At 58.0% G+C, this 12,938-nt stretch carries 12 protein-coding genes, 1 tRNA gene and 1 pseudogene; 8 read left to right on the forward strand and 6 right to left on the reverse strand.

Annotation, left to right across the window (positions count from 1 at the left end; translation table 11 throughout):
• The first annotated feature begins 94 nt into the window (after window positions 1-94).
• The 4 genes from AL01_RS08370 (at window position 95) to AL01_RS08385 (ending at window position 2,247) form a co-directional block, all read left to right on the forward strand.
• Window positions 95-171: transfer RNA gene (locus AL01_RS08370), tRNA-Asp, on the forward strand.
• A 140-nt stretch (window positions 172-311) separates the two neighbouring features.
• Window positions 312-953: a 7-carboxy-7-deazaguanine synthase gene (gene queE / locus AL01_RS08375; RefSeq protein ID WP_077397086.1), complete on the forward strand. Its 642-nt coding sequence runs from the start codon at window positions 312-314 to the stop codon at window positions 951-953.
• Window positions 953-1,693: a 7-cyano-7-deazaguanine synthase QueC gene (gene queC, locus AL01_RS08380; protein ID WP_077397087.1), complete on the forward strand. Its 741-nt coding sequence runs from the start codon at window positions 953-955 to the stop codon at window positions 1,691-1,693. Before queE ends, queC begins: the two co-directional genes overlap by 1 nt.
• The gene (locus AL01_RS08385; protein WP_077397088.1) at window positions 1,690-2,247 is read left to right on the forward strand and encodes a 6-pyruvoyl trahydropterin synthase family protein; all 558 of its coding nucleotides are present in this window, start codon (window positions 1,690-1,692) and stop codon (window positions 2,245-2,247) included. The genes queC and AL01_RS08385 overlap by 4 nt, the downstream gene beginning before the upstream one ends.
• An 8-nt stretch (window positions 2,248-2,255) precedes the next feature.
• On the opposite strand, the gene folE is transcribed toward AL01_RS08385, so the two are convergent.
• The 4 genes from folE to AL01_RS08405 are packed head-to-tail and all read right to left on the reverse strand — an operon-like array spanning window position 2,256 to window position 5,435.
• Complete coding sequence (gene folE, locus AL01_RS08390) at window positions 2,256-2,897, reverse strand: GTP cyclohydrolase I FolE (RefSeq protein WP_077397089.1); 642 nt, start codon at window positions 2,895-2,897, stop codon at window positions 2,256-2,258.
• A gap of 17 nt (window positions 2,898-2,914) precedes the next feature.
• The gene (gene folK / locus AL01_RS08395; protein ID WP_077397090.1) at window positions 2,915-3,784 is read right to left on the reverse strand and encodes a 2-amino-4-hydroxy-6-hydroxymethyldihydropteridine diphosphokinase; all 870 of its coding nucleotides are present in this window, start codon (window positions 3,782-3,784) and stop codon (window positions 2,915-2,917) included.
• On the reverse strand, window positions 3,781-4,641 hold the full coding sequence (gene folP, locus AL01_RS08400; RefSeq protein ID WP_077397091.1) for a dihydropteroate synthase: 861 nt from the start codon (window positions 4,639-4,641) through the stop codon (window positions 3,781-3,783). The genes folK and folP overlap by 4 nt, the downstream gene beginning before the upstream one ends.
• A 26-nt stretch (window positions 4,642-4,667) precedes the next feature.
• Entirely contained in the window at window positions 4,668-5,435 is a 768-nt protein-coding gene (locus AL01_RS08405) for a DsbA family protein (protein WP_077397141.1), read from the reverse strand.
• A gap of 200 nt (window positions 5,436-5,635) precedes the next feature.
• On the opposite strand from AL01_RS08405, the gene AL01_RS08410 reads away from it, so the two are divergent.
• Together AL01_RS08410 and recA are read left to right on the forward strand one after the other, a co-directional pair.
• Window positions 5,636-7,213, forward strand: coding sequence for a gamma-glutamyltransferase (locus AL01_RS08410; protein WP_241502785.1), 1,578 nt, complete (start codon window positions 5,636-5,638; stop codon window positions 7,211-7,213).
• A gap of 133 nt (window positions 7,214-7,346) precedes the next feature.
• Window positions 7,347-8,390, forward strand: a pseudogene (gene recA / locus AL01_RS08415) (recombinase RecA); the annotation flags it as partial.
• Window positions 8,391-8,585: 195 nt separating this feature from the next.
• On the opposite strand, the gene AL01_RS08420 reads toward recA, so the two are convergent.
• Together AL01_RS08420 and AL01_RS08425 are read right to left on the reverse strand one after the other, a co-directional pair.
• Complete coding sequence (locus tag AL01_RS08420) at window positions 8,586-9,605, reverse strand: hypothetical protein (RefSeq protein WP_077397092.1); 1,020 nt, start codon at window positions 9,603-9,605, stop codon at window positions 8,586-8,588.
• Between the two features lie 26 nt (window positions 9,606-9,631).
• Window positions 9,632-10,252, reverse strand: coding sequence for an ATP-dependent Clp protease proteolytic subunit (locus tag AL01_RS08425; RefSeq protein ID WP_077397144.1), 621 nt, complete (start codon window positions 10,250-10,252; stop codon window positions 9,632-9,634).
• A 315-nt stretch (window positions 10,253-10,567) separates the two neighbouring features.
• On the opposite strand from AL01_RS08425, the gene AL01_RS08435 reads away from it, so the two are divergent.
• Both AL01_RS08435 and AL01_RS08440 read left to right on the forward strand, forming a co-directional pair.
• Entirely contained in the window at window positions 10,568-11,539 is a 972-nt protein-coding gene (locus AL01_RS08435; RefSeq protein WP_077397094.1) for a hypothetical protein, read from the forward strand.
• 185 nt (window positions 11,540-11,724) lie between these two features.
• Window positions 11,725-12,918 (forward strand): LL-diaminopimelate aminotransferase, encoded by a 1,194-nt coding sequence (locus AL01_RS08440; RefSeq protein WP_077397095.1) that lies wholly within the window; start codon window positions 11,725-11,727, stop codon window positions 12,916-12,918.
• The last annotated feature ends 20 nt before the right edge of the window (window positions 12,919-12,938 follow it).

The following is a 12,938-nucleotide window of genomic DNA, read 5'->3' on the forward strand; positions in this document are numbered from 1 at the left end:
AAAAAGTGATATTTCTCTATTGCCAAGGCCCCCGTATCCCGCTAGATAGACGCCATCCCAAGGGAACAACGCTTTTACAAAAAAGCGAAAGACTGCGGGTGTAGCTCAGTTGGTTAGAGCGCCGGCCTGTCACGCCGGAGGTCGCGGGTTCGAGCCCCGTCACTCGCGCCACTCCTTCTTTAGAAGGGTGGCGTTTTTTTTATCCCTTATCCCCCAAATTACAATCTGCACCTACTCGCAGGTGAGTGTTTCCGCTTCTTCACGCAAGAAAACCCTTGCATCCTGAACGAAGCTGCCCGACATCTCTGCCCATGCCTTATATCGTCAAGGAACTATTCGCCACATTACAAGGTGAAGGTGCTCACTCCGGCCGCGCCGCCATATTTTGCCGTTTCACCGGCTGCAACCTATGGTCCGGCCGGGAGGAAGATCGCTACAAAGCCCAATGCACCTTCTGCGATACGGACTTCATCGGGACAGACGGCCCCGGCGGAGGCCGCTTTGCCACGGCCGAAGCTCTAGCCGCCGCGCTGGATGACTGCTGGCAGGCCCACACCGCAGATGGGACACATCGTTATGTGGTCTTCACCGGTGGGGAACCGCTGCTCCAGCTTGATGCAGCACTAATCGCCGCTGTAAAGGCCCGTGGCTTTACCATCGCCGTAGAAACCAATGGCAGCCTCCTCGCCCCTGAAGGAATCGACTGGGTCTGCGTCAGCCCCAAACCTGGCCAGCCGCTGAAACAGACACATGGCCATGAGCTAAAGCTCGTCTACCCTCAACAGACCCTATCTCCAGAACAATTCGCTGCGCTCGATTTCCAGCATTTCTGGCTCCAGCCCATGGATGGGCCAGAACGCCTTGCCAATACAGAAAAAGCCGTGCGCTATTGCCAGAGCCATCCACAATGGCGGCTAAGCCTGCAAACCCATAAACTGATCGGGATTCCCTGATGACGACATCCTCCTCCCCTTCCGCCAGCCATCAGGCCGCTCAGAATCGCCGTGCGCTTGTCCTGTTCTCCGGGGGGCAGGATTCCGCCACTTGTCTGGCGTGGGCCCTGCACCATTTCGACCATGTGGAAACGGTTGGCTTTGCCTATGGGCAACGCCACGCTGTGGAACTGGACTGCCGCACCACCCTCCGGCAGAGCATCAGTGCCCAGAATCCCCACTGGGCCAAAAAACTGGGGGAGGATCATACAATCGACCTTGCCAGCCTCGGTGCCCTCTCCGACACCGCCCTCACACGGGATGCAGAAATCAGCATGGGGGAGAACGGCCTACCCAACACCTTCGTGCCCGGCCGGAATCTGATCTTCCTGACATTTGCCGCTGCCCTCGCCTTCCGCCGCAGTATACGGCACATCATCACCGGCGTGTGTGAAACGGATTACTCCGGCTATCCGGACTGCCGAGATGATACCATCAAGGCCCTACAGGTGGCTCTTAATCTGGGTATGGAACAACGTTTCGTCCTCCACACGCCGCTCATGTGGATCAACAAAGCACAGACATGGCAGCTTTGCCACGATCTGGGGGGCAGTGCACTGACAGAAACCATCCGCCATGAAAGCCATTCCTGTTATAAGGGAGACCGCACCCATGAACATGCGTGGGGATTCGGCTGTGGAGACTGTCCCGCCTGTACCCTGCGTGCCGAGGGGTGGCGGCAGTATCAGGAGGGGGCATGAGCGACATCACCCGGACAGAACTGATTTTCACACGGCGTTTCTGCATGGGGCACAGGCTCATTTCAGGCTGTAGCGAGCGTTGTGCGATTCCACATGGGCATAATGAATACGTCACCGTCACACTGGTTCCCGGCCCCAATGCACCGCAGCAGAACCAACGGTTGGATGGACACAGCAACATGCTGCTGCCCTTTGCCGAGGCCAAAGGCCGCTGGCACCGCTTTATTGACGAGCGGATGGATCACAGTTTTCAGCTATCCGAGTCCGACCCGTTACTGAATTGGTTTGCCGAGCATGAACCCCAGCGGCTGGACCGCCTTGTCGTCACGCCCGGCGACCCGACAACGGAACTGCTCGCTGCCCTGCTGATGAGCAAACTTCAGGCCTTTCTAACCGCACAGGGCGGGCTGTTAGCTCCTGCCTCGCTCGAGATTAAGGAGACACCCACCAACACAGTGCGCCTGCATGGCGATCCGGCCCTCTACCTCCCACTGGTGGACCGGCCGGAAGATCAGTGCTGGTGGCACCGAGCAGACGATACCACCCGGGACTGACGCCAGAATCAGTCCCGCATCAGGGCCATGATTTCCTGACGGGCCTGTGCATCCTCAGCCCAAAGACCGTAAGACCCCGTTGTTACGGTCGTGGCACCGGGACTACGCACACCCCGCAAACTCATGCACATATGTTCAGCTTCCACCACGACCAAAACGGCCTTAGGGGCTAGCACTTCTACCATCGCCTGCACGATCTGGTCTGTCAGACGCTCCTGAAGCTGCGGACGGCGGGCGTAACCCTCCACAACACGGGCCAGTTTGCTTAGCCCTGTTAGACGGCCACCTTCGGGCAGATAGGCCACATGAGCCCGCCCCATAACCGGCAAAAGATGATGCTCACAGGTGGACTGAAAGCGAATGTCCTTCACCAACACCATGCCGCCATGCTGGTCGGCACTGAACTGCTTTTTCAGATGATCCCGCGGGTCCTCATACAAGCCGGAGAAAATCTCCAGATACATCTTTGCCACACGCTCTGGCGTGTCCCGTAGTCCCTCACGGGATGGGTCTTCCCCTATGGCGAGCAGAAGCTCCCGCACACCGCTGGCAATGCGGCTGATGGCATTCTCTGGTCGGGTTATGGCACCTGCGGCTCCCTCCGGTGTTGGAGCCTGCGCCTTTGGCGTCCCTGTTTTACTGGCTGACATTCAGCATCCCCTCAACTTCATCCACCCTGCCCCGGCATACGCCGTGTGACATCCCCAGCTATACGATCCAACTCTGCTAACGCTTCCGTAACGGAACGTCCAGCGATCTCAAGGTTCGGCTCTAGCTCAGCAAGTGGCTCCAACACGAAGGCCCGATCAAAAAGATGGGCGTGAGGAAGAGTCAGGAGCGGATGTTTCACCGGTCTCTCCCCATGAAAGAGCAGGTCAATATCCACAGCCCGCTCTCCCCAACGCCGCCCCGGCACACGACCCAACGACCGTTCAATCTCCTTGCAGAGACCCAGTACGGCTTGTGGGGGCAAGATCGTCCGCCCGAGGGCAGCGATATTCACAAAGGGTGGCTGGTCTTCCACACCCCACGGGGCACTATCATAGAAGGACGATACCACATCAATCTCCACCCCCGGTTGATGGCCCAGAGCCCCCACAGCGGCCCGTAAAACGGCCTCACGTTCACCCAGATTCGCCCCTAGTGAGAACCCGACCCGATGCACCCGCTGCTGCGTCACCGTGACAGACACATCCTCCACCACATGCGGCACAGGTGCTGAAGGTTTCCGCACCGTAACGGACACATCTTCCACTGCAGGACAGTCCACCAACACAGCCGCACAAATACGCCCTGCCAATGTTTCAATCAGCTTGCAGGGTTCAGCCTGAAAGACCCGTTCAGCACTCTGGCAAAGCTGCCCATAGCAAACGGCCTGCGTGTAATCATCTCCAGCAATCGCCGCCGAAAGATCAGCCTGTACCTCCAGCGAAATATAAAAACGCTGGCCAAGGCGGGTTTCTTCCTCATGCACGCCATGATGGCCGAACAGGCAGAGATCATGCACCCGAACATGGGTCAAAGCTGGCGTTATCACTCTGCTTCTCCCCTCAGTATCCCATTCACGGATAACAGGGCGGTCATATCCATCATGTCCCGATGCGCCTGCACGTCATGCACCCGTACCATGCAGACCCCCTGCGTGGCCCCATAAAGATTAACCGCAAGGGTTGCAGGGAGACGGTCACCTACTTCCCGCCCCAGAAGCTTTCCAAACATAGATTTCCGGGAAGCCCCGAGCAAAATAGGCAGGCCGTAATAAGCCTCTAGGCGGCGCATATTCTGCACAGCCCAAAGATTTTGCATCACTGTCTTACCAAACCCAATGCCGGGGTCCAGTAGAATAGCCTCCCGGGCAATACCGGCCCGATCAGCAATCTTCAGGGAGCGGTCAAAAAAACGCCGCCAGTCATCCCACAAGTCAAGACTGACATCGACCACTTCCCGATTATGCATCACCGCCACGACCGCCCCAGCAGATGCCACGACAGAGGCCATATCAGGGTCGGCTTGTAACCCCCATACATCGTTAATCATCTGCACCCCGGCCACCAGTGCCCGCCGGGCTACAGAAGCCTTTGTTGTATCCACAGACAGGGCCACCCCTTCCCGGGCCAGAGGGATAAGGACCGGCTCTAGACGATGCCATTCCTCATCAGCCTCCACGGGGGTAAATCCCGGCCTCGTGGATTCTGCACCAATATCCAACAGGTCCGCCCCTTCGGCTAGAAGGGTGTGTGCCTGCTTCAGGGCAGCTTCCTGCGTGAAGAACTGCCCACCATCCGAAAAAGAATCCGGCGTAACGTTCACAATCCCCATCAAGAGGGGATGTCTCCATTCTGGAGAAGGGCGCGCCGTCTGCCAAACAGCTAGCTGCTCTGCAAGGGTCTTCATGTCAATCCTCCACCCGCAGGTGAGGGTCAGCCTTTCCGGGCTGCCTCAAGAAACTGCTCCATCTGCTCCATACCCAACGCACCCGGAGCAACAGCAGCCTGACCAAACAGGAAGGTCGGCGTACCCTGCACACCCACGCTCTGCGCCTGACCGAGATTCGCTGCCAGAAGGGCCATAACGGCCGGTCCCTTCATGTCCTTCTCAAAGCGGGCAACATCCAGCTTCAGGCTCTTTGCGACATCACGGAGATGCGCCATGCCGGGTTTAGCTGTCTCTTCCATCAGGCGGCGGCGCATAGCGTCATACTGCCCCTGAAACGCCGCCGCATAGATGGCTTGGGCATCCAACAGGCTAGCATCCCCCAGAACAGGAATGACCTTCTCCACCAAACGGACATCCGTATGCTTGGCAAGGAACTGATCCACCACCGGAGCCATATGACGGCAATACGTGCAGCGAGGGTCTAAAAATTCCACAACCGTAACCTGCCCCTGCGGATTACCACGCACCGCATAGGATGGTGCCGTGGACAGTGCCTGCCAGTTGGCCCGTACAGCCGCCTTTACATGAGCTTCCTGCTGGGAACTGGCCTGCTGACGGATGGACTGGATGGCATCGGACAGGATGCTCGGGTCTGTCTTCAGTGCCTCACGGACGATCTGCACGATCGCCGCCCGCTGTTTTTCGTTAAAAACTGCCTCATCTGCGGCATGAGACGTCCCCACGAAGGACAACCCCATGACAGGAAGGCCGGCCAGCACCGCCAGAGAAAATGACTTTACACGCTGTTTCATGGTCGTGCCCTCCGTGGGATCGAAATTATGGTAGCAAAACTGCCTATTTTTAAAGAGCCCGGCAGCCCTCCCTCCCGCATTACTCATGCAGAAAGACGGCCCCATGACCAGCACCGTTAAACAGCAAACCAGCCTTTTTTTGAAGCCCCACTAGCCCGGACAAGGGAGCAACGCCCCGCTCCCAGGCTTACAGCCCCAATATGAAGGAGCCGTTAAAACCACCAGATGCAGACTTGCCCTCCCATCCCCGGCAGTTTAACGCTATGATGCTTCATTATGGGGCATATCTACGGCATAACGCCACCCCCATCATATCGCCTTGTTGTGACCCGAAACACTGGAGAGCTGCCACCGTGGTAAAGCATGACAGCCGGACCCCTCATACCCCCTGCCTGTCTGACAGACCCGCCCCCCGGTGGGCACGCAGGCTCTGCCTGCTGGCTTCTCTTAGCCTTCTAGGGAGCAATCTTGCTGCGTGTTCTGGTGGCAGAAGCCTCAAACATCACCTGTTCGGCCATACAACGCCCGCTGCTAAGACAAATACAGGCATTGTCGTAGCGGATGAGCCACAGGCCGCCCTGATTGGCCGTGACGTTCTGGCCCGTGGGGGCAATGCTGCGGACGCCGCCACGGCAACCGCCTTTGCCCTGTCTGTCACGCTGCCTTCCCGTGCGTCTCTGGGAGGTGGGGGTGCCTGTCTAGTCTCCCGCCCCGGACAGCCCGCTGAAAGCATCTCCTTCCTACCTGTCGATGGGACCGGCCCCAGTGGGGACCGACCCGCTACCGTACCCATGGTGGCCCGTGGGCTGTTCCTGCTCAATCTCCGTTACGGCTCTGTTCAGCTTGGCGACACAATCGACCCGGCCATCACTCTTGGGCAGCAGGGCATTACCGTCAGCCGCCAGCTGGCCGAGGACATCGCCGCTGTTCAGGGGCCGCTCCTCTCCAATGAGGGCATGAAGTCTCTCTTCAGCAAGGGAGATTCCGAGGTAGCTGTCCGGGAAGGGGACCAGCTAACCCAGCCCCGCCTAACCTCTTTCCTCTCCCGCCTAAAGCTGGTCGGAGTGGGAGACCTCTATACTGGTGCCTTGTCTGATGTTTTCGTCACACAGGCCAACAAGGCTGGTGCTGCCCTAACACGGGATGACCTGCGCCGCTCCCTGCCCGGCGAGACATCCGCCCTGCACTTTACAAGTGGCCCGTACCAGCTCAACTTCCTTGCGCCTCCTGCTGATGGCGGGCTGGGTAGTGCTGTGGCCTTCCGCCAGAACCTACGGGCCGAAAATGTCGTCAGCGCATGGCGGCGCACGGGTCGGACGACCCTTCAGGAAGGGCAAATCTTCATGGCTTCTGGCCAGAGCGATGCCACTGGGTTGCCCCCTCTGCCCGCCTCCACCTCTTTTGTCGTGCGGGATGGCCGTGGCCTGAGTGTTGCCTGCACTCTGACAGAGAACAACCTCTTCGGCACCGGGCGGCTGGCAGGCAACACGGGCGTCATTCTGGCAGGGTCTTCCCGCTATTACCCCCGCCCGCTCCTCAGTGCTGCCATTCTGGATGCACCGCACAAACGGATGCAGGCTGTGCTTGCTGCCTCCGGGCAGAATGATGCAGCACAGGCTGTTGCTGATGCGCTGCGCCAGCTCACACAGGGGCAAGACATCCCCGCTGCTACGGGCACGGGGCAGCTCAACAGCATTATCTGCTCTGGTAACGCCTGTACTGGTCGGGCCGCCCCTAATGGCAAAGGGCTAAGTGCCCAGACTACCACCGCACGATAACCGGCATAAAAAACCCCAGACAGGTCATGAGGGCTTGTCCGGGGCCTTTCTGAACGCCATCTGATGGGGCAGGCACATGCCCCGCACGTCTTCTCTGCCCCGAGGTCCGGGGCCTGTCAGTCACGAGGTCTTCATGTCAGCAGACAAGAACGCAGAAAAAAGCAAAGCACTAGAGGGCGCACTCAGCCAAATTGAACGTTCCTTCGGTAAAGGGTCCATCATGCGCCTGGGCCAACGGCCCAAGGAACAGGTAGATGTCATTTCCACCGGGTCACTGGGGCTGGATATTGGGCTAGGCATCGGTGGGCTACCACGAGGCCGCATCATCGAGATTTATGGGCCGGAAAGTTCCGGTAAGACCACGCTGGCCCTCCACGCTGTAGCAGAAGCGCAGAAGAAAGGGGGCACGGCCGCCTTTATTGATGCTGAACATGCGTTGGACCCCATTTATGCCCGCAAGCTGGGTGTGGACATCGACAATCTGCTGCTCAGCCAGCCAGATGCTGGTGAGCAGGCTCTGGAAATCGCCGATACGCTCGTCCGCTCCGGGGCGATCGACATTCTAGTCGTGGACTCTGTCGCTGCCCTTGTGCCTAAAGCCGAGCTGGAAGGGGAAATGGGCGATAGCCACGTTGGCCTCCATGCTCGCCTGATGAGCCAAGCCCTGCGGAAGCTGACAGGCTCCGTTTCCCGCTCCAACACCACCATCATCTTCCTGAACCAGATCCGCATGAAGATTGGTGTGATGTTCGGCAACCCGGAAACCACAACAGGAGGTAACGCCCTAAAGTTCTATGCCTCCGTCCGTATGGATATACGCCGCATCGGCTCCGTGAAGGACAAGGATGAGGTTGTGGGCAACCAGACACGGGTGAAGATCGTTAAAAACAAGATGGCCCCGCCCTTCCGGCAGGTCGAGTTCGACATCATGTATGGCGAAGGTGTCAGCAAGATGGGCGAGCTGCTGGACCTTGGTGTAAAGGCTAATGTAGTGGAGAAATCCGGTGCATGGTTCTCCTACGATAGCACCCGCATTGGTCAGGGCCGGGAAAATGCCAAACAGTATCTGCGCGAACACCCGGAAATGGCCGCCGAGATTGAAAAGCGAGTCCGGCAGGGTGCGGGCATCATTGCTGAGGACATGATGGTTGGTGAATCCTCGGAGAATGGTGCTGATTCAGCCAGTGAGCTGCCGTTGGATAGCAACCCCACCCCCGCTAGCAGCGGCGGTAGCCGGCGCAACAAAGATAAGAGCTAAAAGGGCTATCTCCCCTTTCTCCTGTAGTGGGGAGAGGGGCAGGTCATAAAAAACCCCGCTCTCGGGAAACCGGAGCGGGGTTTTTTATATCAAGCCAGAGGCCGAAAAGAGACCTCAAGCGGCCTGCTGTGCATCGGTACCTTTCTGACCACGCAGGCGGCGCCAGAGCTTGACACCACGCAACGCCAGACGGGCCGCAAACGGTGCCATCTGCGGACGCAGCAAACGGGGATCGTACCCAGCAAAGCGGCGTTCATTCTCCTTGAGGCACAGCTCCATCAGCTCAACAAAATCAACCTGCTTATCCGTCATGCTCTGCGCACCGGTCACAGTGAAGTTGTTGTCCTGAGTATGTTCCACACCGTTATCATCAAAGCTGCGCACGAGGCTCAGACGTTCATAAAGCAGGAAGAACAGCACGCCGATTACACGCATCTCGAACCACGGACGACGCCAGAGCGGCATAACGGCACGATGATAGGCCAGCCAGTTGGCAAATAGCAGAATGTGACGACACTCCTCCTGCATCACCGGCTCGAATGTTTCGATCAGCTCCATCGGGAACAGACCTGCCTTCTCTGCAAGAGAGAACAGCCCGAATGCAAAGAAGCTATCCCAACATTCGGAGAAACCCGTCACCAGATAGGCCCATTCCGTATCCCGTGGCTCGATATACGGGTCTTCTGGGGCCAGCGGAATACCATAATGCTCCACCATGCGGGCCAGAACTTCCTTATGGCGGTTCTCTTCCCACGCATTGCGAGCGATAGCATCCTTCACATCCGGGTCGTCCAGCATGTCGGCATAAGCAGCCATACGCAGGCGAGCTTTACCCTCGGTCTGCACAGCGATATCCCAGATTGGCAGGGATGTGATGCGGTGCAGTGTCTCCGGGTCCAGCTCCGGCCAGGGGATAACAGACGGCTTATACGGGTTAAACGTCTCCCGGAACATATCGGCCATAGCCTTCTTATGTTCTGGCGTGCCCGGCTTCAGCGGTCCTTTTACGGGGCTGCTCCAGTGGCGGGCATCATAGTCCACCTGCTCCAGAGTTTTCTCTGATGGGCTATCCGGCAGATGAGAATAAATATCTGCCAGAGAGCTCTTCCCGGCTGCTTTATATGCCTCGCTCACGACAAAGCTCCTTTCCTTGCTGGGCCTCAGGCCTGTTCGAGGTCGGATGCCGAAGAAATGATACGGCCAACAAGCCCGTACTCAACCGCTTCCTTCGCCGACATCCAGTAGTTGCGGTCCGTATCCCGGGCCACTTTCTCGTAAGGCTGCCCTGTTTCACGCGCGAAAAGCCTGTTCAGACGTTCACGCATTTTGATGATCTCGCGGGCTTCGATATCAATATCTGTCGCCGGTCCACGCACGCCACCCATCGGCTGGTGCAGCAAAAACCGGGTATTAGGAAGACACAGGCGCCGCTCCGGGCGCCCCGCTGCAAAGATCAGCGCACCAGCGGAGGCCACCCAGCCCGTACCGATAATGTTGACTGGGGCAACGGAATCCACAAAGCGGATCATATCGTGGATGGTGTCGCCACTTTCCACATGGCCACCGGGAGAATTGACGTAAATATCAATTGGCTTGTTCGATTCCCCAGCGAGAGCCAACAACCTGCCCGTTATGTCCCGGGCCATACGGTCATTCACCCCACCGAAGATCAGCACCTTGCGCTGCTCAAAAAGGTGGCGTTCCACCTCCGGAGCGGCACCGGCCTTTTTCTCTTCTTCCGTGGTTTCTTCCGGCTCATCCTCCATGACGGGATGCATCATAGCGGCATCATACTGGGCATCTTCTCCAGCAGAGGCAGAAGCCCGCAGGCGGGCAGCGTTATGGGTGTGGCGTTCATCATGTGTCATCATGCCGCTATCCTGCCCCTCCCTGCACGCTCTGCCAAGCCTTAAAAAGACGCTTTCGGGCAGCTTTTTCATCGTTTTTCATGATCAAATCAGGACCTTTTTTCTCCCTTTCTCTACCTGTGAGGAATTGCGTCCGAAGAAAGAGATACATATTCTGCCCCTCATCCTTCCATTCTGGGGCTTTCCTGTTTTGGCCCTGCCCCTCCCCGCTCTGTTGCACGCCGGACCATGACACCCAGCCTTTTCATCCGCTCTTTCCGTTCCGTTTCCACCGCCATCATGCGTGGTAGCAACCTGTTCCAACTTGGGGCCTGCCTATTGGCCCTCCCTGCCCTGACAGCAGGCTGCCAGCACCGTGATGCCATCGACACCACACGGGATGTTGCACACGACATCATGGGCGGTGAGATCAAACGGCTGCGTCCACCGACCCCGGGCTACGATCAGCCTGCCCCCAATATTGCCCTTATCCCCACCACCAGTCCCGAATTTCCAAGCAGTGATGCTCGAGCGATGATCACGAATCGGTTAGAGCGGGACCGTAATTACTCCCAGCGTGTTTCCGCTGCGGGAGGGGCTCTTCCCATCGGCATGATGAATCCACCACCACCCCAGCCGCAAAATGGCGGGGCTATGACATTGGGCAGCCAAAGCAGTGGACCAGCCGCCGACAGCCACCCGGCGATCATCAGGCAAGAACGTAACCCCGGCTCGACAGACAGCAACAGCCTGATCTATCAGCCCATTGCCCATACGCTACCCGTCCATCTTCCGGACCCCGGCCAGCCGCCGCAGCCTCTGCTCTTCTCCGGCTTTAGCCTCCCAAGTACGGCTCTGCCCATCATCCCAGATTTCGACACACGCACACCGGCGGGGGCGTTAATCCGCTTCCAAGCTGACAGCGACCATTTGGATGGGGACCAAAAAGACACATTCAACCAGATTGTCGCCCAGCGTCACCGCCACCTCCTGCTCATCCGGGGATTTGGCACGACCTTGAGTGCCCAAAGCGGCCTCTCTCCTGATGAACAGACACATGAAATTGGTCTGGCCCTACTCCGAGCTCGCGCCACAGCCCAGCGTCTGGCCCGCCTTGGTGTCCCGCAAGAAGATATGCGTTTAACGGGTGAGGCCATTGGTGATGGTGTGCGTGTCACCTACGAGAAAAACATCGGGGCTAAAACGACACCATCCCATTAGGACCAAGACCTGTCCGCTGGCCCTACTCAGCACCAATGGAAAAAGGGGGAATAGGAAAAGATAGGTAAAATTTCTGTCTTTATCTCCCAAACCCCCTTGTCGGACCGACCTGCCTCATGAAACATGGGCTGCCCCTTTTCCGGGGAGCCCTGCAAGGCTCCCCTCCTATTGATTGATTGAGTGTCATGACTGAAGAGTTCCACAAAATTCGCCGCCTGCCGCCTTATGTCTTTGCAGAAGTCAATAAAGCCAAGGCCGCCGCACGAGCTGCGGGGGAGGATATTGTGGACCTCGGCATGGGCAACCCAGACAGCCCCCCGCCGCAGCATGTCATCGACAAGCTGGCTGAAACGCTGCGTAACCCTCGTGTGCATGGCTATTCCGTCAGCCGAGGGATTCCTGGCCTCCGCAAGGCACAAGCTGCCTATTATGAACGCCGCTTCGGCGTGAAGCTGGACCCAGAAACAGAAATCATCGCTACGCTCGGCTCTAAGGAAGGGCTGGCCAATCTGGCCTCAGCCATTACAAGCCCCGGCGATACTATTCTGGTTCCCAACCCCTCCTACCCTATCCATCAGTTCGGCTTTATCATCGCAGGGGCCTCTGTCCGCTCCGTCCCGGCTGCGCCAGATGATACCATGCTGGAGGCCCTGTACCGGGCCGTGCGTCATTCCGTCCCCAAGCCGACAGCCCTCATTATCAATTTCCCATCCAATCCGACTGCCTATCTGGCCTCGAAGGAATTCTATAAGGAAATTGTCAAATTCGCCCGGAAGGAAAATATCTGGGTTCTGTCCGACCTTGCCTATTCGGAAATCTATTTCGGTAATGAACCCCCTCCCTCTATCCTCTCCATCGAAGGAGCCAAGGATATTGCGGTGGAGTTCACTTCCATGTCCAAGACCTACTCCATGGCGGGGTGGCGTATCGGATTTGCCGCAGGGAACCCTCGTCTCATTCAGGCCCTGACACGCATCAAATCCTATTTGGATTACGGGGCCTTCACCCCGGTGCAGGTTGCTGCCACCGCCGCCCTAAACGGCCCGCAAGATTATGTCGAGAACATGCGCCTGCTTTATAAGGACCGGCGAGATGTTCTCATCCGTGGTCTCCATGCGGCCGGGTGGGATGTACCTACGCCGGAAGGTTCCATGTTTGCATGGGCACCGATTCCGCCTCAGTTTGCCCATCTGGGCAGTGTCGGCTTCTCCAAGCTCTTGCTGAAGGAAGCCAAAGTCGCCGTGGCACCGGGGTTAGGCTTCGGTGAACATGGGGACGGGTTTGTCCGCATCGGCCTAGTGGAGAACAACCAGCGTCTCCGGCAGGCCACACGCTCCATCAAAACCTTCATGAACCAGCATAACGCCTCCAAACCGTAATGACCCCGGCCCCATTCCTA

Origin of the sequence: Bombella intestini, assembly GCF_002003665.1 — a bacterium.
Taxonomy (GTDB): domain Bacteria; phylum Pseudomonadota; class Alphaproteobacteria; order Acetobacterales; family Acetobacteraceae; genus Bombella; species Bombella intestini.

Coding starts and splice junctions, on each gene's coding strand:
- queE (WP_077397086.1), top strand. CDS start 312: ATGCCTTATATCGTCAAGGAACTATTCGCCACATTACAAGGTGAAGGT.
- queC (WP_077397087.1), top strand. CDS start 953: ATGACGACATCCTCCTCCCCTTCCGCCAGCCATCAGGCCGCTCAGAAT.
- AL01_RS08385 (WP_077397088.1), top strand. CDS start 1,690: ATGAGCGACATCACCCGGACAGAACTGATTTTCACACGGCGTTTCTGC.
- folE (WP_077397089.1), bottom strand. CDS start 2,897: ATGTCAGCCAGTAAAACAGGGACGCCAAAGGCGCAGGCTCCAACACCG.
- folP (WP_077397091.1), bottom strand. CDS start 4,641: ATGAAGACCCTTGCAGAGCAGCTAGCTGTTTGGCAGACGGCGCGCCCT.
- AL01_RS08405 (WP_077397141.1), bottom strand. CDS start 5,435: ATGAAACAGCGTGTAAAGTCATTTTCTCTGGCGGTGCTGGCCGGCCTT.
- AL01_RS08410 (WP_241502785.1), top strand. CDS start 5,636: ATGAAGGAGCCGTTAAAACCACCAGATGCAGACTTGCCCTCCCATCCC.
- AL01_RS08425 (WP_077397144.1), bottom strand. CDS start 10,252: ATGATGCATCCCGTCATGGAGGATGAGCCGGAAGAAACCACGGAAGAA.
- AL01_RS08435 (WP_077397094.1), top strand. CDS start 10,568: ATGACACCCAGCCTTTTCATCCGCTCTTTCCGTTCCGTTTCCACCGCC.
- AL01_RS08440 (WP_077397095.1), top strand. CDS start 11,725: ATGACTGAAGAGTTCCACAAAATTCGCCGCCTGCCGCCTTATGTCTTT.